The sequence below is a fragment of the Rhizobium mayense genome, assembly GCF_030272705.1.
Taxonomy (GTDB): Bacteria; Pseudomonadota; Alphaproteobacteria; order Rhizobiales; family Rhizobiaceae; genus Rhizobium; species Rhizobium mayense.
Map to the genome: position 1 here is coordinate 366,267 of NZ_JARFYM010000002.1, position 24,259 is coordinate 390,525.

Here is a 24,259-nt window from a genome sequence, read left to right on the forward strand (position 1 = left end):
CATTTTCCGGAACAAAGCTTGTCGTCGCGGGTTTCCCGCAGGCCCGCAACGACGAGAAGATTGATGGCCCAAGAAATCAAAGGGCGTGATATACAGCCGGGTGATTTTACCCGCCTGGGGGCGAACTACGATGGCGATGGCGTCAACTTTGCACTCTTCAGCGCCCACGCCGAAAAAGTCGAGCTCTGCCTGTTCGACGAAGCCGGAAAGGCAGAGATCGAACGGATAACCCTGCCGGAATTCACGAACGAGATCTGGCATGGCTACATTCCCGGCTTAAAGTCCGGCGCACTTTACGGCTACCGAGTTCATGGGCCATATGATCCGGAAAGCGGTCACCGTTTCAATCCAAACAAACTGCTCGTCGATCCCTATGCCCGGGAGCTCGCTGGAGACATTGAATGGTCTCAAGCGCATTTCGCCTACACCTTGGATAGTGAGGACGCGGATCTTTCTTTTGACGAAACAGACAGTGCACCGGTCATGCCGAAGTGCCGTGTCATCGATCCAAACGAATACGACTGGAATGGGGACCAAAAGCCGTCGGTTCCGTGGGCAAAGACGATCTTTTATGAAAGCCACGTCAAAGGTTTGACCCAACTCCACCCGGCAATTCCCGAGGAGCTGCGCGGCACCTTTGAAGGGCTTGGCCAAAAAGACATTGTCGACTACGTCAGGAGCCTCGGCATCACGTCGATCGAGCTGCTGCCGATCCACTTCTTCCCCGACGATAGCCATCTGCTCGACAAGGGGCTTCATAATTATTGGGGATACAATACGGTTGCTTTCTTTGCGCCGGCATCGCGCTACTACGGCCCCAAAGGAATCGCAGGCTTTCGCGACATGGTGCGTGCCTTCCACGACGCCGGCATCGAGGTGATCTTGGACGTCGTCTACAACCATACCGCCGAGGGTAACGAGCTTGGCCCGACCCTCTCGTTCAAAGGCATCGATAACTTTTCCTACTACCGCAACCTTCCTGATCAGGCGCGGTACTACATCAACGATACGGGCACCGGAAACACGGTCAACACATCGCATCCGCGCGTGCTGCAGATGGTGACGGACTCGCTTCGCTACTGGTCAGAGGAGATGCATGTCGATGGCTTCCGGTTCGACCTAGGCACAATTCTCGGTCGTGAACCGCAAGGGTTCGATCAACGCGGCGGCTTTTTTGACGCTGTCGGCCAGGACCCGGTGCTTTCCAGGGTCAAGCTTGTCGGAGAGCCGTGGGATATCGGTCCCGGCGGCTACCAGGTCGGTGGCTTCCCGCCCGGCTGGGCAGAGTGGAACGACAAGTACCGCGACACGGCCCGGGACTACTGGAAGGACATTGACGGCACGACCCCGGATTTTGCAACGCGCGTTCTCGGCTCGGGCGATGTTTACGACCTTCGGGGACGCCGGCCGTGGGCCAGCGTCAACTTCATCACCGCGCATGACGGCTTCACCCTGAATGACCTCGTCTCCTACAACGACAAACACAACGAGGCCAATGGCGAGGACAACAACGACGGCCATAACGACAACCGCGGCTTCAACTACGGCGTCGAAGGCCCAACGGAAGATGACGGCATCAACACTGTGCGCGATCGCCAGAAACGCAATTTCATCGCTACCCTGTTCCTATCCCATGGCACCCCGATGCTGCTTGCCGGCGACGAGTTCGGGCGCAGCCAAATGGGAAACAACAACGGTTATTGCCAGGACAACGAGCTGAGCTGGGTGCACTGGCAGAACCTGCCCGAGAGCGCCGAGATACTCCGTGTATTCACCAAGCGCATGATCACGCTTCGACAACGGCATTCGATCCTCCGGCGGGAAAACTGGCGTGACGGCTTGTCAGTAACGTGGCTCAACCCAGGCGGCGGCGAGCAGACGGATGAGCAATGGCAGGATGCGGGCAGCACGACGATAGGCCTGCGCCTATCGCGCAAACAGTCCATCGAAGAAGGATGGGACGACGTGCTGATCCTGTTCAATCCGCACGAAGGACCCGTGCCCTTCGCCCTGCCGGATACCACAGGCTGGATAATGGAAATCACCACCTCAAGACCAACGGATCAAGCCAGACAGATCGTCGACCTGGAAAGCTTCGTGCTTGAGGGCCGGAGTCTTTCAATATTGCGCGCAACCTGAAGTCGACAGGAATACCTCGGCCAGCCCCATCCGGGAGTCATCATTCCTAGTTCAAAGTTCAGCGGGATCGACGGCAGTGCGAGCGCGACTGCGAGACTCATGCTAGACATCGTGATGTGGCAGCCTTGTTCTGTACCTCTCGATACTTTGCTCATTGCGTCATCTACAGGAACAAGGCAGCATATTCTTCATTGGCGCGGCGGCAGGCCAATAGACCTTAGTATTTCTTTCGCAATGCTACTTATCGCGGGGACGTTGGACGAGGGGGACTGGCACCATAATGGTGACACGCGCGCAGCAGATCGGCGTCATTATCGGCTTGGCGATTGTCGCAGCGCTGACGATCCTGCGGGCAAGCGATCCCCAGTTGCTAAGGCTCGCCCGTGATTTGACATTCGACCAATACCAGCGCCTGGTGCCGCGGACTTTCGAGAACCAGCCCGTGCGGGTCGTCGACATTGACGAAGCGTCGCTGCGCGAGTTTGGCCAATGGCCGTGGCCAAGAAATCGGATTGCCGCTCTTGTGGACAGGCTCTCCGAGATGGGTGCATCCGCTATCGCTTTCGATGTCCTTTTCGCAGAGCCCGATCGCCTGTCGCCTCGCAATGTCATTCGCGACGTCACAGGCGTTGATCCCGCTTTTCTTGGCCAATTGCCTGATAACGATGATATTTTTGCCCGATCGTTGTCCGGAAGGCCGGTGGTGCTGGGCTTCGGCCTTTCCAATGAAGGAAACTATCTGCCGCCCGTCAAAGCTGGTTTTGCCTACACGGGCGAAAGTCCTTTCGGTGCGCCGCCTGCGATCAAGGCCGCGACACCACTGCAACCGCAATTGGAAGCCAACGCTGCCGGCATCGGGCATATCAGCCTCAATCCGGGCGCCTCATCCGCGGTGGTACGCGCGGTTCCGCTTTTCCTCAGTGACGGCAAGCAGCTTTACCCCAATCTTGCGATCGAGGCGCTGCGCGTTGCACAGGGAGCCTCCACTTACATACTGGACAGTGCGCCGGACGCGCCGAACACGATAACGCGGGTCAAGATCGGGGATTTCGTGGTGCCGGTCACGGCGACGGGTGAGCTCTGGCTCTATGTCAGCCCCGACACCAAGGAAAGATATATTTCCGCAAGCAAGGTGCTCGCGACCGGGGACCTCTCCCCCGATATCAGAAACGCCATCGAAGGCAGTATCGTGTTCGTCGGGACCTCTGCTGCTGGCCTGCAGGATATCCGCACGACCGCGCTCGATGAAAACGTGCCGGGTGTCTCCATCCATGCACAGGTTGTCGAGCAAATCCTTTCAGGCCGCTTTCTTTCCCGACCGGATTGGGCAAACGGACTGGAAATCCTGTCCATCGCCGTGCTGGGTAGCCTTCTGGTAGTCCTGACCACTTTCGTCACTCCGGCCGTCGCGCTGGCCTGCGGTTTGCTGATCACTTTCCTCGCCCTTGTCGCCTCCTGGGCCGCCTTTCTCTACGCGGGACTTCTCTTCGACCCGCTGGCACCGATCGTTGCCGGGTCCATCACGCATTTTGCCGCGACGGCATTCCGCTTTCTCGTGACCGACCGGGAGCGCCGCGACGTGCGGCGGGCCTTCGGCCATTATCTTTCACCTTCCCTGCTCTATCGCATCGAGCACACGCGCGATGCCCTGCGTCTCGGAGGAGATGAGCGCGAATTGACTGTCATGTTCGTCGATGTGCGAAACTTCACGCAGATCAGCGAGCAGATGACGCCAAGCGCCTTGGTCGCGTTTCTCAACACGCTGCTCGATGCACTGAGCCACCATGTCATTGCCAATGACGGCACGCTCGACAAGTTCATCGGGGATTCGATCATGGCCTTCTGGAACGCTCCCATTGATGTGTCCGACCATGCCGGCAAGGCCGTCCGTGCGGCCCTCGGCATGCGTGAAACGCTTGCGCGCCTCAACAGCAGCGATGCATTCGGCTTCGGAGACGAGCGACAGGTCCGGATCGGGATCGGCATACATACCGGGCTTGCCTGCGTCGGCAATATGGGCGCGGAGACACGGTTCAACTACTCCGCTGTCGGGGACGCTGTGAACATTGCCGCTCGAATCGAATCCGCCTGCAAGGACATCAGTTTCGACATTCTGGTGTCCGAAACCACGGCAAGCTTGCTGTCCGATTACGCCCTGCTCGAAGCCGGATCGCTGACGCTGAAGGGAAAGAGCATGCGAACCAATCTCTTTGCTGTGGTCGGCGATGCGCGTCTGGCAAGGTCTGGCGAATTTGTTGAACTCCACGCAGCGCACAAGCGGCTGATCGACGCTATGCGAACACATCAGACGGGCACCCGCAAACTCATCGGCGCGGCAAAACTCAAGGCGCAGGCCGCGGCAGCGGGATTGCTGCAGGAGTTCTATGGCCAGATCTCGCGCAGAGCCGCGCACTTCGCCGACGAGCACGCAGATAGAGCCGATCACGCCGACACCTGAAGCGCATCGCGATCTCTGACGCTCGCGCTTTAGCTACCGATGATGATGCCCGCCATCATTGTCGCCGTTATCGCCGCCTTGGCCGTCGCTGTCTTGATTGTGATCGCCCCATCCATGGCCGCTCCTGTCATGGTGACGATCATGGTGGTCGTGATCATCATCATGGTCGTCCTTGTCGTGATCGTGATGTTTATCCGGCTTGTCAGGCGTGCTCGGCGGGCTTGGAGCAGCAGGTGTACTGGGGGCTGCCGGCGTACTGGGCGCGGCCGGCGCCTCCGCGCGTGGCGATTCGGGTGCGCTGGGCGTGCTCGGTGTACTGGGAGTATCGGGTGGTGACGGCGCTGGACTACTGGCCGGATTGCTGCGTGGGGATGTACCGTTTGGCCGGTCTCTCATCGCGGTCGATAGGCCACAATCGCCGCCGCCGGCAAAAGCCATTCTTCCCGAAAGCGTTTGGTCGCCAGACAGAAACGGTAGAGCTCGCTGGTTGCCGAGCGTCTTGAGAATATCGCGATTGACCCTGCGCGGTTCACTGATCTCGCCATTGCGTTTGGCGACTACGCAATCGCATTGCGCCTTCAAATTCCTGCAGCCGCCCGCACCACAAAATTGAGCGGCGCCGTTCAACAAAACGACCGCTGTCGTGCCATTGGGGCCGACATAGAAATCAAACGCTGTACCGCGCACACCGATCGTTCCGGCTGGCGTTACGATTTGGTAGGCCGAGTGGTTCGAATTTCCGCTCATCCAGCGAAAAGTACCCTTCGCGGCGTTAATGGTGAGCTTCTTGACCGAACCCGAGTCATCGAAGACGAATTTGTCGATGACCACGGAAGAGCCGGCTCCGACTGCCAATTTCGTGCCATCTCGAAAGGTGAACTGACCAAGACCGGAAATGGATGTGCGAATGCGCTCGTCCCGGTGGACCGGATCATCGACCGCCATCGGACCACCGGCGCCGGAAACTTCAGTTTTGATCAAAACCGCTTCGCCGACCTTCTCGTCGGCTTTCGAAGGTAGCGGAGCGAACAGCGTGACGCTCAGCATAGCTATTGCGGCGTCACGCAGATACACCATCCAGACCCCCACAAAGATTATCTATGTTTTACCATAGGATAGCCGTTGGCGCCCATCATCCATTCTGAGTATAATGTATGTAGCCAGCGCTACTGGCGGGTATGGTTTTGGCCGAAACTGAACTCCGATATAGTTATATTTGGGCTTCTTTGGAAACTCTTCTTCGCAACTATCACGTTTGGATTATTAGGGTCTGGCGTCTCGTTTCAGTTGCTAAACACCGCGCTTGTTACCCCAAAGCAGAACATGCAGTTGGGGCAGAACCCGTGCCTCGAACCATCCATCATCCGTCACCTTGTCAACGAGCCAGCGCATCCGGTCCATGATGCCGTCTATATCGATCGTTGCGTCGTCCTGATCGGGTAGAGGCGGCGTGTGGTTGCCGGGCTGCAGATAGACCGGCAGGTGCGGATAGCGGGCGGAGGCATCGCGCGCATAGGCATAGTCGCGGTCATCGAAAACGACGATCTTCAACGCGATCTGCGGTCTATCGCCCGCCTGGCGAAGACAGTCCCCGAATGCATCCCAATCCGTTGCCATGCCGCTCGACGGCGGCTTCGGGCTGAGCACCAGCACATCGAGATCGCCGAACCACTCTTTCGCGATGCTCGCCTGCGTTTCCAGCGCAAAGCTGTAGCCAAGACCATGGCCGTGGGCGATCAGCGGCCCGAGCGGCTGGATCGCCGGATTGCCGCCGGAAAGCGAAACCATCAGCGGCTTGCCGCCGGAAAGCAGGGTCACCTCCCGCCAGATCTCATCGACCAACATCGGTTGCCATTGGTCGCGATAATCGCTGTCGACCGCGTGTAGCGTATCGCACCAGGAACAGCGGTAATCGCAGCCACCGGTCCGCACGAACACGGTCGGAAGGCCGATCAATATTCCCTCGCCCTGGATTGTTGGCCCGAATATCTCACTGACGCGGATCGGGCTCTCTCGCGCCTCGCTCATGGCCGATATTCCGCCCAGGTCTTCGGTGTCTCGCTGACGCGCACCGCCGAAGTCTCGGGCAGCCTCTGCCTGCACCAATCATAGAAGTGCTTGGCCAGATATTCCGACGTCACGCGGTCATGGCCAAGAACCTCGTTCAGATGTCGGTGGTCAAAGCGCTCATCGATGTAGCGCTTCAGCGGCGCTAGCTCGTGATAATCCCGGACAAAGCCGTCAGCATCGAGCTCGGCGGCCGAAAGCTCCACCTCGACGATATAATTGTGCCCATGCAGCCGGGCGCACTGATGGTCAGCAGGAAGATGCGTGAGTTGATGTGAGGCCGAGAAGTGAAATTGCTTGGTGATGCGGAACATCACTTCACCTCCTCGGCCGAAAAGCCGGCCGTCGTCGCAACCCAGAAATCTGGATCGTCATATTCCGTCGGATCTTCGACACCGGCGAGCTGGAAGGCCTCGCGCCGTTCGACGCAGGTGCCGCAACGGCCGCAGTGACGAATGCCGCCCTTGTAGCAAGACCAGGTCTCGGCAAACGGCGTGCCGTTTTTCGCGCCGTCGGTCACGACGTCTGCCTTGGAGACGGTGACAAAGGGCGCATAGAGCGAAACGCTGGCGTAGCCATCGAGGGCATGGTTCTGCATTTGCTGAAAGGCATCGATGAAGCCCGGCCGGCAATCTGGATAGATGAAATGATCGCCGCCATGAACGGCAACGGCGACAGCGTCCGCTTTCTGCGTGGCGGCAAGGCCGAAGGCGATCGCGAGCATGATGGCGTTGCGGTTCGGAACGACGGTCGCCTTCATCGTTTCCTCGGCATAATGTCCGTCCGGCACTTCGACGTCATCCGTCAAAGCCGATCCGGTCAGGTGCTTGCCGATGGCAGTAATGTCGATGATATGATGCGGCACGCCGAGGCGCTTGGCGCAGGCGGCGGCAAAATCCAATTCCTTGCGATGCCGCTGTCCGTAATCGAACGAGATGAGTCCGATGAGTTGATGTTCCGCCGCGACTTTATGGGCAAGCGAAACGGAGTCCAGTCCGCCGGAGCAGACGACGATGGTCTTCATATTTTGGATCCCTTGTTTTGACCGGGTGGGCTGCGACCGGATATTTTAGCTTTCCAAAAGCTATGCGGGGTCACTAGCAGCAGATCCCGTAAGAAGCAAGGCGTGCGCGATCATTCAAACAAGATCGCTCTGACGTCGTTGGCCGCTGCAGCGGCGCCTGGCGGCGGCCGACGATAAGTCGACCGCAACGCAAATCGCAGAATTGCGTGGAAGCCCCGCGTCAAGATCGACGTCAGCGGTGCGTATAGCGCCACGATGCCGGTAAGCCGCTGGGCGTCGCAGGACTGCCTCATCGAAACAAATGTCGATAACGCTCTGCTTGATGCCATGAAGACGAAACCCGCGGCCACCGTCACGGTGACAACTCCGGACGGGAAAACCATACCGATCAAACTGATACTTGACGGCTTTCCAGAAGCGTTCGCAGCGACGAAAGCCGCAGTCCGGGGCGGCAAGTAGCCTCAGCCCGCACCAAAGCAGCCACCATTCCACTTTTGTCGCAATCGCGGTAGGCACCGTACTTCGCGGCATATCGCGTTCGGCGTCTTAATCTTGTTTCTTAAACTTAACAGCACATCTCCGAAGACAAACAAACCTTTAGTATTTATGGGATTACAAATATAGAATATTGCGGCAAAGAATTTGACTAAACAAAGATAATGAAAGAATTCTGGCGTCAATGGCCTTCACAGCAAAAGAGCTCAGCCAAAACGAGAACTTTCTGTCCGCTATATTGCGCAGCGCGCATGAGCTCATGGCGATATACGACGAGAACCCTCGTATAGCCTCGATCTTTGCCGCACAACAAAGATGGCTTCTGGCGCATGCCGGCTATGCCCTGTTTCTCGGCTACCCAGATAATCCTGCGCCCGCACTCTATACGGGCCGGTTTGTCGATTTCGCAGTCAAGCACAAAATCGCGAGCCGCAACACGGCGGCTGCCTTCCTGAAGGAAATGATTGCCTATCGCTTCGTACGGCCGATCGTCGGCAGCTCCGACCGCCGCATTACCTTGCTAGAGCCCACCGAGATGACCAGTGAATACCTGGCCCGCTGGATCTATACGCATTTGCTCGTCCTGGACATGCTGGACGGCGGCGACAGGATGGCCAGAACGACCGCCAGCGCCGGCTCGGTGCTGCGAATGCAGCCAATGATCGCCAAGATGATCCTGGACAGCGAAAGCCTGAGGGATCCCGGCGTGACCTTCGCTCTGTTCAACTGGGCGACCTCCGGCGGCGTGGTGATGGACTATCTCATCTCCCGAATCAGCAAGATCGATCCCACCTCGGACAAAGTCTTGATCGGCGCGATCTCACCGAAGGTCATCCAGAGCCAATTCATGATTTCGAGCGCTCATCTGAAGCGGCTTTTGAAACAGGCAACAGACCTCGGAAGCGTCGGCTGGGTCGGCGCTCCCGGCAGGAGCAGCTTCTGGCTTTCCCGAAACTTCGTCGCGGAATATTGGAACTACCAGGCCGAGAAATACGCAATCGTCGACACCGCCTACCAGGCGGTTCTCGGCCTGCCGGACTATTCAGCCCAATCTAGCGAAGAGTTTCTGGCGCGAGCGCTCGCAATTTCAGCGTAAGAGCAACGACTCGCAAGGCTGAAGCGGCCGCGCCTTCCGATTGAATGTCGAGCAGTGTTCGGTGAGGTGGATGCTTGCCCCGCACCCAGGACGGCTTTTATGGCACCATTTGAGGATGGCGGGGCAAGGATCAATGAGCTCAGCGCTCGTCGGCGGGCGTGGGGACGATCTTGTCGGCTGCATCGATCTCCGGCACGACCTTAAACGGTGAGCGCTCGACCTGAACCAGCCGCCACTCGTTTTCCAGACGATCGACCACATGTGCGGGTATCTCCTTCCGCACCGTTTCACGCTCTTGCATTAAGGCCTCCCTTATAAAGACATTAGCTGAATGCCATGGGAGAAATGCTTTGTAAATCACAGCATTAAAAAGTTTAAACGATTGAATTTATTTTAATCGATTAAAGCCGTGTCCGCGGATGTGGACATCATTTGTAACGGCTATGGTTTGAATGTCATCGTAGCCGCTCCCCGGCTCGCCTTGTCGTTATCCGCATAAGCTTCGACGGCGGCCCCGAAGTCGGCAAGGCATCGGACGTGGGGTCGATCCTGCCGATCGTCCGAGCACCGGAAAGACGTATGAGGCGTTCGCAATCCCCGATGTTGAGCAGCACGAGCCGAGGGCTATTACGCTATGAGCTACCGCTACTGAAGGCCACCTCGCTGCGGCAACGATGGCCGCGACCCAAAATGATCGAATTTGATCATTTTCTGCTGAAATGATGTCCATCTCGCTCCCATCGGCATGCATTTTTATTGATGTGGTCCATCAATTCTACAAAATTGCGCCAAGAGGAGACCAAATGATCAAAGAGCAAAGGCACGCGAGGATCCTTTCCATATTGCGCCGGCAGGGCGTGGTCAGCATGGAGGAGTTGTGCCAATCGATGCCCGGCGTCGCCGCTGTCACAATCAGGCGCGATTTGGCGCAACTGGACGAACTCGGTGCTCTCCGGCGACGCCATGGTGGCGCGGTCCTGCCGGATGACGCACTCGTTCGAGCGAACGGAATTCTCCCGGGAACCGAATTGAGCCCTTTGGAATCCGATCTCGACTCCCTGAATGCCGTCATTCTTCCGCCCATTATCGGCCGTGGAAGCAATGTCCTGCGACGCGAAATCGTTCGCCGCGGAATTCCGTTCATTGCGGAAAGTGCCGCCCAGGAAGGTGGCGCCTATCTCGGACCGGACAACTTCACCGCAGGCGTCGAACTCGGGCGACTGGCGGCAACCGAAATGGCTGGCAAATCCGTTTCCATGCTGCTGATCGGCGTTGCCGAATTGCCCAACACGCGCGAGCGGGTCGCCGGTTTTGAGGCGGGTTTGGCGGAGGGCGGCCTGCGACCGGCTGCGGTCCATCGCGTGAATGGGCAAGGCAGCTACAGGATCGGCCTGCGTGTCGCCCATGACGCCTTTGCCGCCGACGAGGCAATCAATCTTGTTTTCGCCGTCAACGATCATGCAGCTATCGCCGGTATAGAGGCAGCCGAGCGCATGAAGAGGCGGGTCGCTGTCTATTCAATGGGCGGCGAGAGTGCCGGTTTCATGGCACGGCTTGCGGAAACGGGGCCGCTACGCGCCGTCGGCGCTCTGTTTCCGGAGGTGGTGGGTCGTCTCGGCATCGACATGGCGGTGCTCGGAATACTCGGGCAAACCCTGTCCGACACTGTCACGCCGCATGCCGTCATCACGCCGCAAACGCTTGCCGACTATTTCGAAGACGGGACGGAAGGCTGGCGACTGAAGGACGATGTTCTTGAGCGGTTGAGCAGTATCCGGCTCGGGTTCAACGCGAAGCTTCTGCGTTCCCGCCGCATCGGTTTCCTGCCGCATTATCCCGCCCACGATTGGTACCGCAGCATGGCAAGCGCCATGCAGGCGCGATGCAAGGCCTATGGGGCGACACTCGTGGTCTCGCCACCGCATCACGGCATTTCCGCGGAAATCGCCCGGCTGCGCCGGGAAATCGCGAAGACGGCCGTACTGCTGCTGCGGCCCGGCATGGTCGTCGCGCTCAATGACGGCCAGGCGAACCTTTTCCTGGCAGAGGAACTGCGCAACACCGCTGCGCGAAAACCGGAGCAACTTCAGGGCGTCACTATCGTGACCAATTCGCTCGATGTGCTGCATGCCTTGGAGGACATGTCCGCTATCAAGGTGGTCCTGACGGCGGGAGAATACCAGAAGGCCGATCGTTGCCTTGTCGGGCCGAGCCTCGGAGTCATTTTCGAGCAGGTTCGCCCGCATCTCGCGTTTATCGCGACGGATGGCATCACGCCGAGTTTCGGCCTGTCCTCGCTGGACGAGCGGCGCGCACTCGCCGCCCGGCGGATCATCAACGCGGCGCAGGTCACGATCGCCCTTGCCGATAGCGTCGCGCTCGGCTCCGACGCCAACCATCGCATCGCCGGCATTTCGCAGATCAGATCCGTGCTCACGGACGACGGCGCCTTGCCGGAGGATCGGCAGCGCTTGCGTTCGGTCGGCGTCGACGTGCTGATCGCCGGCGAAGCCCCTTCCGAGCCACCGGTAGAGGTGGACGGAATCTATCAAAGCCAAATCTAGAACAATCGCATACCAAGGGAGGAGCATCATGACGAAACTATTATTGAAGGCAGTCACGTTAGGAGCAGCATTGCTCGCGGCAGGTTCAGCGCTGGCGCAGCAGACGACACTGCAGTTCTGGGACAACCAACAGACCGAAAGCGGCCTGTCGGGCGTTCAGAAGGCGGCGGTCGAGCGGTTCATGAAGGAAAACCCCGATATCAAGGTCGAGGTGACGACCGTTCCCTATCCGGAATATCAGCAGCGTCTCCTGACCGCAGTGCAAGGTGGTAACGCGCCGGATGTCGCGACTTTAGACCAGATCTGGGTCGGCGCCTTCGCCAAGGCAGGTGCGATTGCGGATTTGACCGGAAAGGCGAGTTCCGCTGGCATTTCCCGCGACGGCTTCTTCGGCGGCGCATGGGACTCGGCGGTGCTGGACGGCAAGCTTTACGGCATCCCGTTCAATGTCGATGTCTGGCAGTTCAGCTATTATAACAAGGCGTTGCTGGATGCGGCCAAAATCGACCCCGCCAGCCTTGCGACCTTCGACGGACTAAAGACTGCGGCCGATAAGCTGACGGCAAATGGCAAATTCGGCGTCGGGCTCTTCGGCCATAAGGGCGAAGATACCGTCGTTGTGGGCAACTCCTTCATCTTCTCGAATGGCGGCCGCATTCTGAAGGAGGACGGCAGTTGCGCGTTGACGGAAGCACCGGCAGTCGACGCGCTGACCTATCTGCAGGGCCTGGCCAAGTCGGCGCCAGCCGGCATCCTGAATGCTTCCTCTGGCGACATGCGCGAACTCTTCCTCAACGGCTCGCTCGCTATCGAGTTCTGGCCAGCTCTGGAACAGCCGACCTTGCAAAAGAGCAAGCTCGACTGGGGCTTCGTCAACGGAACGGCGCCAGCGGACAAGACGCCTGTGGGAACCTTCGGCGGCTGGAACCTCGCAGTCTTCCAATCGTCGCCGCATCAGGAAGCAGCTTGGAAGTTCATTCAGTTCATGGTGCGTGAGGACGTCAACGGCGACGTGGTTGACCTCATCCCCGCCAACAAGAAGGCGGCCGAGGCCTTCCTGCAGAAGAACCGCAAGGATCCGAAGGCCATCATGACGCAGCTCGACAACGCCAAGGCGCGCCCGCTCTCGCCGCGCTACCTTGAGCTTGCCGACGCCCAAATCGCGATGTTCCAGGACATTTATGGTGGAACCGATCCGAAAGCAGCTGCCGCCAAGGCGTGCAGCATCATCGATACCCTCAAGTAATTCCACCTTCTACCGCATCCCGAAATCGGGATGCGGTACCAGGACAAGGTCATTCCCATGCGCCAAGATCGCTGGTTACACTGGCTGCTTCTTGCTCCCGCCCTCATCGTCATGGCGGTCATGCTCTACTATCCGATGTTCGGCACCGTTTATGAGAGCTTTCATGAAACAAGTTTTCTGAATCCCAATCCGAAGTTTGTCGGCTTCGCGCTCTATCAACGCGTCCTCGCCGACGGCACATTCTATACGGTTCTGCTGAATTCTGTCTCTTGGACGCTCGGCGTTGTCCTGCTGCAGAACATCCTCGGCTTTCTGACCGCACTTCTTCTCAATCAGCAGCTTCCCATGCAGGGCATGCTGCGGGCCATCGTTCTGCTACCCTTCATTCTGCCGGGCGTGGTTGCGGCCATTCTCTGGCGCTTCATGTATGATCCGCAACTCGGCCTGGTGAATTCGCTGCTGCTGCAGACGGGCTTGATCGACAACAGCATCGCCTGGCTTGCCGATAGCCGCATGGCCATGGCGTCCGTCATCATCGCAGCGGTCTGGAAGGGTTTTCCGTTCTCCATGTTGATCTATCTCGCTGCCTTGCAGAACGTCGATCAGAGCCAGATCGAGGCTGCAACGCTCGATGGAGCCGGCCCGGTGCGCAGGCTCTTCGACGTGACGCTGCCGGCCATCCGTGATGTCGTCGTCGTCAATATCGTGCTGACGCTGATCCTGACCTTCAACTACTTCGACATCATCTGGGTGCTGACCAAGGGTGGTCCGCAATCGGCGACCCACATCTTCCCGACCAAGATCTTCGAGACGGGCTTCGGACAATTCCGCTTCGGCGAGGCCGCCACCTATGGGGTGTTCTCGATCCTCGTGCTCGCGGTTCTCGTGGCGCTCTATGCCATCGTCCAGGGCGGAGCCAATCGCCGGAGGGCTGCGGCATGAAACAGACCCGGTTTACCCGTCTCGTCTTGATGCTCCTGCAGCTTCTTCTGGCGGCTGCTGTTCTGCTGCCCTTCTTCTGGATGTTTTCCGTCAGCCTCAAGCCGGCGACCGAGCCCTTCGCAATTCCGGCCAGGCTTTGGCCGAGCAGCCCGACGATCGACAATTATGTGACCGCATTCCGTCCGGAATTCCGGACCTACTTCTTCAATTCGCTCGTCGTCTCGCTCTCCACGGTGGTTATCACCGTGACGCTGGGATTGCTTGCGGCCTATAGCTTCACTCGGGCACAATTGACGGCGATCTCCGCTCTGGTCGGGCTGGTCGTCCTCGCGCAGATGTTTCCGCATTCCGCCATCATCATTCCGATCTACAAGATGATGCGCGGGGCAGGCCTGTTGAATACCTATTGGTCGCTGATCCTGGCCTATGTCTCGGTCACACTGCCGGTGGCGATCTGGATGCTGCGGGGTTTCCTTTTGAAGCTTCCGGCGTCGATCGAGGAATCCGCCGCGGTTGATGGAGCCACGCCGATGCGGGTGTTCTGGGACATCGTTGTGCCGCTTTCGCGCCCAGGCCTGATCGCGACCGCCGTCTATGTGCTGATCGTCACCTGGCAGGAATTCCTTTTCGCCCTGTCCTTCACGTCAACGAAGGACATGAGAACCCTTCCCGTCGGTCTCAACGATTTCATCGGCCAATACGGCATTCGTTATGGCGAGCTCATGGCGTCCTCGGTGATGGTTTCGCTGCCCGTCATGGCCATCTTCTTCTTCCTACAACGCTATTTCGTCGCCGGCATCACCGCCGGTGCGGTGAAAGGTTAGACCATGGCGCTGATCGAAACATCAGATCTGCTTCCTGGCATCCGCCAGATCCTTTTCAACAGGCCGGAGAAGCTGAACGCGCTTTCGACGCCGCTGATGCGTGAATTCGAAACGGCGCTCGACGATGCCGTAGCCGATCGCGACGTGCGCGTCGTCGTGCTGCGGGGCGCCGGCGGCAAAGCCTTCGTGGCGGGTGCGGATATTGCCGAATATCAGGGCGACAAGCGCGCGGAGTTCATCGCCTATCAGCTCAATTCCCGCCGCGTGTTCGATATGCTGGAACGTATCGCCAAGCCGGTGATCTGCGCAGTCGATGGTTTTGCGCTGGGCGGCGGCTTTGAAATCGCGCTCTGCTGCGACATCCTGATCCTGTCAGAGGCGGCACAGCTCGGTCTTCCGGAAGGTCGGCTTGGCCTTTGCCCGGGCGGCGGGGGGACGCAAAGGCTTATGAGAGCGGTCGGAAAATATGCTGCCTCCGATCTGCTCCTGGCGGGTTGGCGACTATCGGCCCCACGAGCATTGCAGCTCGGCATCGCTGCCGATGTCGTTCCGGCAGAAGATATGGATGAGGCGATCCTGCGGCGGGCGCGAGCCTGCCTGAAAATTGCGCCACTCGCGGCAGCCGAAATGAAACGGCTGCTTCGGGAGGGCGCAGGCGTCGATATCGAGACCGCCAAGAGCCTGGAACAGGAAGTGCTGTTCCGCCTCTATTCGACGGCCGACGGACAGGAGGGGATCGATGCCTTCCTCGAAAAACGCGATCCCCAGTTCAGGATGGAATAGCCATGGAATTCGAAGGTAAAGTCGTTGCCGTGACGGGCGGCGCGAAGGGCATAGGGCGCTCCTGTGTGGAGCTGTTTGCGGCGCGCGGCGCGCGGGTCGTCTTCTCCGATATCGACGACGCAAGCGGCGAAGCGTTGGAAAAAGCTCTCGGTCAATCCGTGGCCTTCATTCATGGCGACGTGCGTAAGCTAACCGACATGCAGGCCATGGCCGCGCTTGCGCAGACGCGCTTCGGTGGTCTGGACATCATCGTCAATAACGCAGCAATCGCGCTTAACGGCGTCATCGACGAGATCGACGAGGAGCGCTGGACGACCGTCATCGACACAAACCTGACGGGCTTCTGGCGAACGATGAAGGCCTGCGTTCCGCTCCTGCGCGAGCGTGGAGGCGGCGCCATCGTCAATCTTTCCTCCGTGCAGGGCTTGATCGGCTTCCAGGGCTGGCCGGCCTACGCCGCCGCAAAGGGCGCGATCATCGCGCTGACGCGCCAATGCGCCATCGATCTCGCAAAGGCCGGCATCCGCGTAAACGCGGTTGCGCCCGGAACGATCATGACGCCGATGAACGAAAAGATCTTCGAGGAAACCGAGGACGCGCAGGCGTTGATCGACAGCTGGAACCGCGCCCATCCGATCGGCCGATTCGGCCAGCCGGCGGAAGTGGCCGAGCTCGTCGTTTTTCTGGCGTCCGACAGAGCCAGCTTCATTACCGGCGAGATCGTCCGTTGCGACGGCGGCCTCGCGATCAGGGGGGAATGATGAGCGACCTTTTCTCCATTGAAACCGCCTCCGGCGCACTGCAATTCGATGGCGCGGTCGGCAATATTCCTCAACTGCGTCTTCGTTCAGGCGAACGCTGGATCGAACCGCTGCATGTCGCACCCTGGCGCGATGAGCCGGACGTGCAGACCAATCCCGCGATCTCGCCTGTCGAACGCAGGCTCGCCGGTGATTTCTTTTGCGCGCCATTTGCCGCTTCCGTCGATCCGGCCGTGCCGGGCCATGGCTGGACGGCAAACAGCGCCTGGAAACTGCAGGCCCGCGCCGCAAGCTGGCTGGACTTCGTGCTGGTACGCGACGTCTCAGGCGCAATGATCACGAAGCGCCTGGTGCTCGCCGATGACGCGCCGTTGCTCTATCAGCAGCACATGATCGAAGGCGGTCGAGGCGCCCTGCCCGTCGCGCATCACCCGATGTTCCGTCTTTCCGGACGGGGGAGGTTTTTTACCTCGAAAAAGAAGATCATCCTGACGCCGGCGCAGCCTCTGGAACCAGGGCGCTCCTGCCTAGCCTATCCGACGCGCTCGACGGACCTCGAAAAGGTCGCGGGTGTGAATGGCGGGAATGTCGATCTTACCCACTGGCCAATCGGGACCCGCAACGAGGATTTCGTTACGCTCGTCGAAGAGCCAGGATCCGTTCTCGGCTGGTCCGCAGTCATTCGCGAGAGCGAAGACGATATCGTCTTCTGCCTGAAGGACCCCTCGGTCCTCCCCGCGACGATGCTGTGGTTCTCGAACGGCGGGCGCGACTACGCACCGTGGAGTGGCCGGCATCTGGGCGTGACCGGCATCGAGGATGGCTGCGCGCCCGCGCTGGGTGGCGAAGCGGAGGCCGGACGGCCGAATCCGGTCTCGGGCGAAGGTGTGGCGACCGGACTCTCGTTGGCCGCGGGCCGTCGTCACGTGATCCGCCACGTCATCGGCGCAATCGCCCGCCCGCCTGGCTGGACCGAGATCGCAGATATTTCGGCCAGCGCCGACGTGCTGGCAATTCTGGATGGAGCCGGGCGCCGTATCGAGCTGCCCTGGCGCCAAGATTTCCTGAAAGGACGCAATTGAAATGGCCGCAATCGAGTTGCGTAAGCTCACGAAGAGCTTTGGCGCCTACACCGCACTTGGCGGGCTGGATCTGATCATCGGCGACGGAGAATTCCTCGTTCTGCTTGGCCCGTCTGGCTGCGGCAAGTCCACGACCATGCGCATCGTCGCCGGCCTCGAAGAGCCGACGTCCGGGGATATCCTGATCGGCGGACGCAGGGTCAACGAGATGCCCGCTCGCGACCGCGACCTTGCGATGGTGTTTCAAAACTATGCCCTCTATCCGCATATGACCGTCGGCGAGAATATCGGCTACCCACTCAAGATCCGCAGGCTGGAGCGAGCCAAACGCGAAGCGCTGGTTCGTGAGGCGGCGCAGAGGGTGGATATGCTGCATCTCCTGAGCCGCCGTCCGGCGGAGCTTTCGGGCGGCCAGAGGCAGCGCGTGGCGCTTGCCCGCGCGATCGTGCGCAAGCCGCAGGTCTTCCTGATGGACGAACCGCTTTCCAACCTCGATGCCAAGTTGCGCACCGTGATGCGCGGCGAGCTCAAGAACCTGCAGCGCGATCTTGGGGTTACGACCATCTACGTCACTCACGATCAGGTCGAAGCAATGACATTGGCGGACCGTATCGTGGTGCTGAACAAGGCCGTGATCCAGCAGATCGGCACCCCTGCGGAAATCTACGCCCGACCCGCCAACACGTTCGTGGCAGCCTTCATCGGCTCGCCGCCGATGAACCTGCTGCCCGGTCATGTCTCGGGCGGCCGGTTCGAAAGCGATGGCGGGCGATTTGCGCTCAGCCAGCCGGACGGTGAGATTATCCTCGGCGTGCGGCCCGAGCATGTCAGGCTCGCCCCCCAGGGAGGTGGCCATTTCACTGGCACCGTCTTTTCCTCAGAATTGTTGGGCGATTGCACCATCCTCACCGTCAAGGCCGGTGATACCTTGATCGCGGCAAAGCTTGCGCCGGAAGACGGGCGCACAATCGGCAGCACGGTCGAACTGAGTTTCGAAGCCGGGCGCATGCACATCTTCGATGCGGCGAGCGGCGAGCGGCGGGGAGAGGCCTGATGTCGTCTCCACTTCTATCCCGCGACCGGATGCGCGTCTTCTTCGACGGCATCTGGAGCGAGCCACGGCTCAGCCATCCGGAGGGCGTGGCGATCGGCCCGGATGGCTGGATCTGGTGCGGCAACCACGATGGCGATATCTGCCGTATCGCGCCTGATGGCAATACGATCGAACGAATCGCCGAAACAGGCGGCTTCATTCTCGGCCTGGCATTTGATGGCGATCGCGCGCTCTACGTCTGCGATCTGAAACATGCCGCAGTATTCCGGCTCGATCTGTCCACGCATGATCTTGCCCGTCTTGAAGCACCCGGGCTGCGTATTCCCAACTATCCCGTCATCGATCGGCGCCGGGGGCGGCTTCTCGTTTCCGACAGTCACGATTCCGAACGCGCAGGACCCGGTATCTGGTCTTTCGATCTTGCCGGTGGGCCGGGCGAGCTTTGGTGCGACCGCGCTTTCACCTTCGCAAATGGCCTCGCCATGCGATCGGGCGAAGAGGCTCTCTATGTTTGCGAGACCTTTGCCCAGAGCGTCTCGCGTGTCGCGATCGAACCCGATGGCCGTGCTGGAGCGATCACACCCTATGTTACAAACCTGCCCGGCTACCCGGATGGATTGGCTTTCGACGACGGTGGCAATCTGCTGATCTCGCTCTATGAGCCCTCGCGCATCCTGCGAGTGGACGCGGCAGGCACGGTCAATGTGCTGGCGGAGGATCCGACGGCGCATGTGCTGTGCCATCCGACGAACGTAGCCTTCGACGGCAACAAGCTCTACGCGGCCAATCTCGGCCGTTGGCACATTGCTGTTGTCGATTGCGATATCGGCGCAACCTCTCTCTGGAGGGCGACAGCATGACCTTCATTGGTCTCACCTGGGATCATCCTCGTGGTTACGATGCGCTGGCCGAAACCGCGCGCCGCGTCAACGAGGGCCGCTCCACGCCGCTGATCCATTGGAACAAGCAGCCGCTCGAAGGTTTCGAGAGCGCCCCCATCGCCGAGCTTGCCGAGCGCAATGACCTGCTCGTCATGGATCATCCGCATATCGGCGAGGCGGTTGCGGAAGAGTGTTTCCTTCCACTCGAAGATCTCTATCCGACCGAACTGCTGCAGGCTTGGCAGCGCGATAGCGTCGGCCCATCGGCAGCCAGCTACCGTTGGGACGGCCGAACCTGGGCTCTGCCGCTGGATGTGGCGACGCAGGTCATGGCGCGCCGCATCGATTACATCGCGGAACCGCCACGCGATTGGGAAGAGGTTGTCGAGCACGCGCGGCATCTGCCCGTAGCCCTGTCGCTCGCCGGCCCGCACGCGGTCCTGACTTTAATGTCGATGGTCGCAGGCGCTGGGGGGCAGGTCGCCCGCGAAGATTTCCTGTCGGATATTGAGGCGGCCAGCGCGCTCGATATCATGAATCGGCTTTACGCGCTTCGGCGCGCCGGCAGCGAGAGGCTCAATCCCATCGCCCTACTGGAAGCCATGGTGCGAAGCGAGGACATCGCGCTCGTGCCCCTGGTGTTCGGCTATGTCACCTACGCATTTTCGCGCTACGGCGCCCGTGCCATCGGCTTTAGCGATACCATCCGTGCCGCAGGTGGCAAGGGCGGCGTAATCGGCGGCACAGGCATCGCCTTCTCGCGCCGCTGCCACCCGACAGCAGACCTTCTCGCGCATATCGCCTCGCTGCTCTCGATGCGCACGCAGATCGAGATCTTCCCCGCCTTCGGAGGTCAACCCTCTGCGCGGGCGGCTTGGCAGGATGCGGAGGTCAACGGCCTGTGGGGAGAGTTCTACCGCAATACGCTTAGCACCGCCGAGACAGCGCTGCTGCGCCCGCGCTTCGATGGCTATATCGCCTTCCAAACGGCGGCGGCCGAATGCATCCGTGCGGCGCTGGAGCGTCGTGAAAACCCCGAAACTACCCTTTCTTACCTTCGCAGCCTCTGGCGCCGGGCGCGCCACGGAGCCCGAGGGCATATCGAATAGATCAGAGGATGATGACATGACCGAAGCTTCCACTCCCGCCGCCCTCACGGGCATCCGTATCCTCGATTTCTCGCATCTGCTGCAGGGTCCCTTTGCAACGCAGTTGCTTGCCGACATGGGAGCCGACGTCATCAAGATCGAGCGGCCGGGCAAGGGCGATCTCTTCCGCTCGCTGACCTTCCGCAACAAGTGGGTCGGCGGCACAGAAAGCCCGAATTTCCTTGCCTGGAACCGCAACAAGCGTTCCATCGCCCTTAATCTCAAATCGCCGGAAGCCAAGTCCGTCATCATGGAGATGGCAAGGAGCGCCGACATCGTCGTCCAGAATTTCCGACCCGGCGTGTTGAAGGCGCTGGGCTATGGCTACGAGGATTTTCGCGCTATCAACCCGCGCATCATCTACTGCTCGGGTTCGGGCTATGGCGAGGACGGCCCCTATGTGGATCGTCCCGGCCAGGACATGCTTGTCCAGGGTCTGACCGGCATTATGGCCGCGACCGGCCAGGCCGACGCACCGCCAACGCCGGTCGGGGCCGGCTTCTCCGACCAGATCGGTGCGATGAACATGGTCTATGGCATCCTTTCCGCGCTCTATTGGCGCGAGAAATCCGGGCTCGGGCAGGAGGTCAAGGTCAACCTTCTGGCGGGCATGCTTGCCCATCAAAACCAGGAAATGGTCATGGCCCTCAATTTCAACGAGGATTTCCAGCGCCCGCGCTCGGGTATCGGCCATCCCGGCATGGATGCACCGTTTGGCACCTATCCGACGAAAGACGGCTGGGTGACGATCGCCATGAGCCCCTATCGCACACTGGTCGGCGTGCTCGGCAATGACGAGCTTCTCGCCTACGACGATCCGGAAAAGCTGTTTGCGCAGCGCGACGAGATCTGGCGCAGGCTTGCCGTCGAAACAGGCAAATGGACGAGTGCGGACTTGATGGAAGCCCTGCTGGCGGCCGACATCTGGTGCGGCGAAGTCAAATCCCATCTTCAGGCGGCCGAAGACCCGCAGGTGCGCCATATGCAGCTGGTGACGAGCTATGAGCATCCGCGCGCTGGAACGGTCAAGGTCGTTGCTCCGGCGGTGCGCCTTTCGGAAACACCCGCAACGATCCGCCAGCCAGCCCCCCTGGTCGGACAGCATACCCGCGAAATTTTGCGTGAGTTCGGCTACTCGGATAAGCAGATCGGCGACTGGCTTGCTTCGGGTATGGCCTATGCTGACGAGCCGCGGGGTTAGCTGAATGGTCGCAAAGGCATAAGCGCCAAGCAATAAGCCTCGTCAGGTGTGAATGGAGGCAAGCGCGATAGCGTCCGCGACTTCCTCAAGTCGTTCGGAGAGTTTGGCCGTCGCAACGCGCAAGTGGCTGCTGGGCAGGATCGAGAACTTTGCACCCGGATGCACCGCAATGCCGCGCGCCGCGAGCGTTACCATTGCGAAGGGTTCGGAGGAGACTGGTATCCAGGCGCACAGCCCTTCCCCGTGGTGTGCTTCCACGCCGCGCTCACCCAACGCATCGATGAGGCCGGCCCGGCGCTGATGATAGATTTCGCGGGCATGATCCAGGCAGGCCGCCGTTGCCGGATCGCGCAGCAGCCAGGCGACCGCCGCTTGCAGGATTCGGCTCGTCCAACCGGCACTGAAGCTGCGATAGGATTGAATCTGCTCGACGATCGCCCGCGAACTCGACAGCACCGCCAGCCGCAGATCCGGCCCATGTGTCTTCGAGTAAGACAGGATATGGATGACGCGATCGGGATAGAGATGCCCCATCGAGTGGCGTGGCGCCGTGGAGATATCGGCAACGCCATCGTCCTCCACGATCAATGTGTCCTTGTCCCGAAGTATCTCTGCGATGCTCGCCATGCGTGCCGAGCTGACGCTCTGACCTGTGACGGAATGTATACGCGGCTGAAAGATGAAAGCGACCGGGCGATATTTCAGCGCTTCTTCGAGCGAAGACGGCAGCGGCCCCTCCTCATCGCATTTCACCGAAATGATGCGCGCACCGCGATCTTCCAGAATATCCAGAAGGCGCATGCCGGTCGGGTCTTCGATCGCAACCGCAACGCCCGGCATGACCAGCGCATTGATCAAGGTGTAGACGGCATTATAGCCGCCATTGGTCGCCAGGAATGCCTCCGGCTCGTAAGGCCAGGTCTTCCTGACCTGCTCCTCCAGCTCCGGCAGGATGCGGCTGCGTTCGTAACTGTTGAGATTCTCAGCCGATGCTCCATAGGCCATCGCCGCTTCCAGCTTCGGCAGCAGTTTCACATCTGGAACGGCCGCCGTGAGGTTCAAAGCGTCGCTGCCATAATCACCGACGCTTGCAAGCCGCGCCGGCTTGGCGACGAAACGATCACCGCTGACCCATGTGCCATTCCTACCGCGGCCACTGATGATCTTCTGACGTCTAAGCTCGCTCCACGCTTCCGACAAAGTCGCCGGGCTTACGCCGAGCGCAAAGGCAAGGTCGCGGATCGGTGGCAGCTTGGTGCCGACCGTCAGCGCGCCGGCGCGGATCAGCGCGCTCGTTTCAAGCGCGATACCGCGGATCGTCCGATCGGTTAGCTTTTCCGCAAACCATTTCGCGTCCCGATCTTCGCTCATTCTTCGCACCATTTTTAATGTTCAATAACGTAATAACATTTGATCGCGATATTTTGAACATTTACTCAATGGAAAAGCAAGTTTTCTCCGCGAGTGTTTTTCATGCCCATTACTCTTCGCCTTGCCCTCCGTGACTGGGACTACATGACGCCTTTGGTCCTGGGCGACGTCTCCTCTTCAAAACTCGACATCAAGGTGGATCGGGTCGGCACGCTTATCTCCCATGTCGGCAAGAGCGAGGCCCACGATGCAGCGGAAACCTCCTTCAGCCGCTATACGCAATTGCGTATCGACGGTGACGACAGCGTGGTCGGCATACCGAATTTCATAATGCGCGGTTTCCGCCACCGCTGTGTTATCACCACGAAAGACAGCCCGATCACGACCTTTGCCCAGCTCGCCGGCAAGCGTATCGGCGTCACCGGCTGGCGTGACTCCGGCAACACCTGGACGCGTGCGGCACTCCGTCGGGAAGGCGTAGGTGTCGAGGATGCCATGTGGTATGCCGGTCGCCTTACCGTGGCCCATCCGATCGTTGACCGCCTCGACGGGTTCGGCCGTCCCGGCCGTATCGAGGCGGCACCGGGCGAAAGACCGATGGTGCATCTGCTCGAGGAGGGTCGGCTCGACGCAATTTTTACGCCTTTCATGCCGGACGGCTATTTCGCCGGCGGTTCTGGCTTCCGCCAGGTCCTGCCGGATTTCCGAGCTGCCGAACATCGCTATTTTGCAGATGTGGGTTATGTACCGGGTATGCACCTGATCGGATTTAAAAAGGAATTCGTCGCAGAGCATCCGTGGGTCATCGCCGAGCTGAGCAACCTGATCGATGAATCGCAGCGCGTCTGGCTGAGCAAGCGGCGCAAATATGCCGACACCACGCCCTTCATGCTCGATGAGCTGCTGAAATCGGCATCCGAGCTACCCGAAGGCTGGGATGCGAGCGGCTTTGCCGCCAATCGCAAGATGATCGCCGATTTCGCTGGTGAACTGCATGTGCAGGGCATCCTGCCGCGGTTGATGACGCCGGAAGAACTCTTTCCGTTCGACATCGACGGCAGCCGGACGAGCGCGGCCTAACCATCGATTGAAAATCAGAGACACAAAGCAAAAGGGGAATGAA

22 protein-coding genes are annotated in these 24,259 nt (G+C 59.9%); 16 read left to right on the forward strand and 6 right to left on the reverse strand.

The features are described 5' to 3' along the window. The first annotated feature begins 63 nt into the window (after positions 1–63). Both glgX and PY649_RS04375 read left to right on the forward strand, forming a co-directional pair. Positions 64–2,139, forward strand: coding sequence for a glycogen debranching protein GlgX (glgX, locus tag PY649_RS04370; protein ID WP_285866939.1), 2,076 nt, complete (start codon positions 64–66; stop codon positions 2,137–2,139). Positions 2,140–2,419: 280 nt separating this feature from the next. Further along, on the forward strand, positions 2,420–4,597 hold the full coding sequence (locus PY649_RS04375) for a CHASE2 domain-containing protein (protein ID WP_285866940.1): 2,178 nt from the start codon (positions 2,420–2,422) through the stop codon (positions 4,595–4,597). Positions 4,598–4,630: 33 nt separating this feature from the next. Here PY649_RS04375 and PY649_RS04380 read toward each other — a convergent pair whose 3' ends face one another. From PY649_RS04380 to queC, 4 genes are all read right to left on the reverse strand, one after another. Then, positions 4,631–5,674 (reverse strand): FecR family protein, encoded by a 1,044-nt coding sequence (locus PY649_RS04380; protein WP_285866941.1) that lies wholly within the window; start codon positions 5,672–5,674, stop codon positions 4,631–4,633. Between the two features lie 213 nt (positions 5,675–5,887). Then, positions 5,888–6,625 carry a 7-carboxy-7-deazaguanine synthase QueE gene (gene queE / locus PY649_RS04385; RefSeq protein WP_285866942.1) on the reverse strand — a complete coding sequence of 246 codons (738 nt, stop codon included), beginning with the start codon at positions 6,623–6,625 and terminating at the stop codon, positions 5,888–5,890. Then, positions 6,622–6,978, reverse strand: a complete 357-nt coding sequence (gene queD / locus PY649_RS04390; protein ID WP_285866944.1) for a 6-carboxytetrahydropterin synthase QueD — start codon at positions 6,976–6,978, stop codon at positions 6,622–6,624. Before queD ends, queE begins: the two co-directional genes overlap by 4 nt. Beyond that, on the reverse strand, positions 6,978–7,688 hold the full coding sequence (queC, locus tag PY649_RS04395) for a 7-cyano-7-deazaguanine synthase QueC (RefSeq protein ID WP_285866945.1): 711 nt from the start codon (positions 7,686–7,688) through the stop codon (positions 6,978–6,980). The genes queD and queC overlap by 1 nt, the downstream gene beginning before the upstream one ends. 201 nt (positions 7,689–7,889) lie before the next feature. Between queC and PY649_RS35145 the strand changes: the two genes are divergently transcribed. Together PY649_RS35145 and PY649_RS04400 are read left to right on the forward strand one after the other, a co-directional pair. Continuing rightward, complete coding sequence (locus PY649_RS35145) at positions 7,890–8,147, forward strand: invasion associated locus B family protein (protein ID WP_432761324.1); 258 nt, start codon at positions 7,890–7,892, stop codon at positions 8,145–8,147. A 220-nt stretch (positions 8,148–8,367) separates the two neighbouring features. Continuing rightward, positions 8,368–9,279 (forward strand): hypothetical protein, encoded by a 912-nt coding sequence (locus PY649_RS04400; protein WP_285866946.1) that lies wholly within the window; start codon positions 8,368–8,370, stop codon positions 9,277–9,279. A 139-nt stretch (positions 9,280–9,418) separates the two neighbouring features. Here PY649_RS04400 and PY649_RS04405 read toward each other — a convergent pair whose 3' ends face one another. Beyond that, a complete protein-coding gene (locus tag PY649_RS04405) occupies positions 9,419–9,580 on the reverse strand; it encodes a hypothetical protein (protein WP_285866947.1) in 162 nt (53 codons plus the stop codon). 502 nt (positions 9,581–10,082) lie between these two features. On the opposite strand from PY649_RS04405, the gene PY649_RS04410 reads away from it, so the two are divergent. The 11 genes from PY649_RS04410 to PY649_RS04460 are packed head-to-tail and all read left to right on the forward strand — an operon-like array spanning position 10,083 to position 21,765. Continuing rightward, positions 10,083–11,843 carry a substrate-binding domain-containing protein gene (locus PY649_RS04410; protein WP_285866948.1) on the forward strand — a complete coding sequence of 587 codons (1,761 nt, stop codon included), beginning with the start codon at positions 10,083–10,085 and terminating at the stop codon, positions 11,841–11,843. A 28-nt stretch (positions 11,844–11,871) separates the two neighbouring features. Next, positions 11,872–13,089, forward strand: a complete 1,218-nt coding sequence (locus PY649_RS04415; RefSeq protein WP_285866949.1) for an ABC transporter substrate-binding protein — start codon at positions 11,872–11,874, stop codon at positions 13,087–13,089. 30 nt (positions 13,090–13,119) lie between these two features. Further along, positions 13,120–14,031 (forward strand): carbohydrate ABC transporter permease, encoded by a 912-nt coding sequence (locus PY649_RS04420; RefSeq protein WP_285866950.1) that lies wholly within the window; start codon positions 13,120–13,122, stop codon positions 14,029–14,031. Then, positions 14,028–14,855 carry a carbohydrate ABC transporter permease gene (locus tag PY649_RS04425; RefSeq protein WP_285866951.1) on the forward strand — a complete coding sequence of 276 codons (828 nt, stop codon included), beginning with the start codon at positions 14,028–14,030 and terminating at the stop codon, positions 14,853–14,855. The genes PY649_RS04420 and PY649_RS04425 overlap by 4 nt, the downstream gene beginning before the upstream one ends. Before the next feature lie 3 nt (positions 14,856–14,858). Next, entirely contained in the window at positions 14,859–15,638 is a 780-nt protein-coding gene (locus tag PY649_RS04430) for an enoyl-CoA hydratase/isomerase family protein (RefSeq protein ID WP_285866952.1), read from the forward strand. Positions 15,639–15,640: 2 nt separating this feature from the next. Then, entirely contained in the window at positions 15,641–16,399 is a 759-nt protein-coding gene (locus PY649_RS04435; RefSeq protein ID WP_285866953.1) for an SDR family NAD(P)-dependent oxidoreductase, read from the forward strand. Further along, on the forward strand, positions 16,399–17,481 hold the full coding sequence (locus PY649_RS04440; RefSeq protein ID WP_285866954.1) for a hypothetical protein: 1,083 nt from the start codon (positions 16,399–16,401) through the stop codon (positions 17,479–17,481). The genes PY649_RS04435 and PY649_RS04440 overlap by 1 nt, the downstream gene beginning before the upstream one ends. A gap of 1 nt (position 17,482) precedes the next feature. Continuing rightward, the gene (locus PY649_RS04445; RefSeq protein WP_285866955.1) at positions 17,483–18,535 is read left to right on the forward strand and encodes an ABC transporter ATP-binding protein; all 1,053 of its coding nucleotides are present in this window, start codon (positions 17,483–17,485) and stop codon (positions 18,533–18,535) included. Further along, a complete protein-coding gene (locus tag PY649_RS04450) occupies positions 18,535–19,395 on the forward strand; it encodes an SMP-30/gluconolactonase/LRE family protein (RefSeq protein WP_285866956.1) in 861 nt (286 codons plus the stop codon). Before PY649_RS04445 ends, PY649_RS04450 begins: the two co-directional genes overlap by 1 nt. Continuing rightward, a complete protein-coding gene (locus tag PY649_RS04455; RefSeq protein ID WP_285866957.1) occupies positions 19,392–20,525 on the forward strand; it encodes a type 2 periplasmic-binding domain-containing protein in 1,134 nt (377 codons plus the stop codon). The genes PY649_RS04450 and PY649_RS04455 overlap by 4 nt, the downstream gene beginning before the upstream one ends. Positions 20,526–20,541: 16 nt before the next feature. Continuing rightward, positions 20,542–21,765: a CaiB/BaiF CoA transferase family protein gene (locus tag PY649_RS04460; protein ID WP_285866958.1), complete on the forward strand. Its 1,224-nt coding sequence runs from the start codon at positions 20,542–20,544 to the stop codon at positions 21,763–21,765. Between the two features lie 42 nt (positions 21,766–21,807). Here PY649_RS04460 and PY649_RS04465 read toward each other — a convergent pair whose 3' ends face one another. Beyond that, positions 21,808–23,136, reverse strand: coding sequence for an aminotransferase-like domain-containing protein (locus PY649_RS04465; protein ID WP_285866960.1), 1,329 nt, complete (start codon positions 23,134–23,136; stop codon positions 21,808–21,810). 102 nt (positions 23,137–23,238) lie between these two features. On the opposite strand from PY649_RS04465, the gene PY649_RS04470 reads away from it, so the two are divergent. Then, positions 23,239–24,216, forward strand: coding sequence for a substrate-binding domain-containing protein (locus tag PY649_RS04470; protein ID WP_285866961.1), 978 nt, complete (start codon positions 23,239–23,241; stop codon positions 24,214–24,216). Positions 24,217–24,259 lie beyond the last annotated feature (43 nt).

Excerpts from the sequence above, each read along its gene's own strand:
- PY649_RS04425 (WP_285866951.1), top strand. The coding sequence starts at position 14,028 with ATGAAACAGACCCGGTTTACCCGTCTCGTCTTGATGCTCCTGCAGCTT.
- PY649_RS04445 (WP_285866955.1), top strand. The coding sequence starts at position 17,483 with ATGGCCGCAATCGAGTTGCGTAAGCTCACGAAGAGCTTTGGCGCCTAC.
- PY649_RS04465 (WP_285866960.1), bottom strand. The coding sequence starts at position 23,136 with ATGAGCGAAGATCGGGACGCGAAATGGTTTGCGGAAAAGCTAACCGAT.
- PY649_RS04430 (WP_285866952.1), top strand. The coding sequence starts at position 14,859 with ATGGCGCTGATCGAAACATCAGATCTGCTTCCTGGCATCCGCCAGATC.
- PY649_RS04455 (WP_285866957.1), top strand. The coding sequence starts at position 19,392 with ATGACCTTCATTGGTCTCACCTGGGATCATCCTCGTGGTTACGATGCG.
- PY649_RS04415 (WP_285866949.1), top strand. The coding sequence starts at position 11,872 with ATGACGAAACTATTATTGAAGGCAGTCACGTTAGGAGCAGCATTGCTC.
- PY649_RS04375 (WP_285866940.1), top strand. The coding sequence starts at position 2,420 with ATGGTGACACGCGCGCAGCAGATCGGCGTCATTATCGGCTTGGCGATT.
- PY649_RS04380 (WP_285866941.1), bottom strand. The coding sequence starts at position 5,674 with ATGGTGTATCTGCGTGACGCCGCAATAGCTATGCTGAGCGTCACGCTG.
- PY649_RS04470 (WP_285866961.1), top strand. The coding sequence starts at position 23,239 with ATGCCCATTACTCTTCGCCTTGCCCTCCGTGACTGGGACTACATGACG.
- PY649_RS04400 (WP_285866946.1), top strand. The coding sequence starts at position 8,368 with ATGGCCTTCACAGCAAAAGAGCTCAGCCAAAACGAGAACTTTCTGTCC.
- queD (WP_285866944.1), bottom strand. The coding sequence starts at position 6,978 with ATGTTCCGCATCACCAAGCAATTTCACTTCTCGGCCTCACATCAACTC.
- PY649_RS04405 (WP_285866947.1), bottom strand. The coding sequence starts at position 9,580 with ATGCAAGAGCGTGAAACGGTGCGGAAGGAGATACCCGCACATGTGGTC.
- glgX (WP_285866939.1), top strand. The coding sequence starts at position 64 with ATGGCCCAAGAAATCAAAGGGCGTGATATACAGCCGGGTGATTTTACC.
- queE (WP_285866942.1), bottom strand. The coding sequence starts at position 6,625 with ATGAGCGAGGCGCGAGAGAGCCCGATCCGCGTCAGTGAGATATTCGGG.
- PY649_RS04440 (WP_285866954.1), top strand. The coding sequence starts at position 16,399 with ATGAGCGACCTTTTCTCCATTGAAACCGCCTCCGGCGCACTGCAATTC.
- queC (WP_285866945.1), bottom strand. The coding sequence starts at position 7,688 with ATGAAGACCATCGTCGTCTGCTCCGGCGGACTGGACTCCGTTTCGCTT.
- PY649_RS04435 (WP_285866953.1), top strand. The coding sequence starts at position 15,641 with ATGGAATTCGAAGGTAAAGTCGTTGCCGTGACGGGCGGCGCGAAGGGC.
- PY649_RS04460 (WP_285866958.1), top strand. The coding sequence starts at position 20,542 with ATGACCGAAGCTTCCACTCCCGCCGCCCTCACGGGCATCCGTATCCTC.
- PY649_RS04410 (WP_285866948.1), top strand. The coding sequence starts at position 10,083 with ATGATCAAAGAGCAAAGGCACGCGAGGATCCTTTCCATATTGCGCCGG.
- PY649_RS04420 (WP_285866950.1), top strand. The coding sequence starts at position 13,120 with ATGCGGTACCAGGACAAGGTCATTCCCATGCGCCAAGATCGCTGGTTA.
- PY649_RS04450 (WP_285866956.1), top strand. The coding sequence starts at position 18,535 with ATGTCGTCTCCACTTCTATCCCGCGACCGGATGCGCGTCTTCTTCGAC.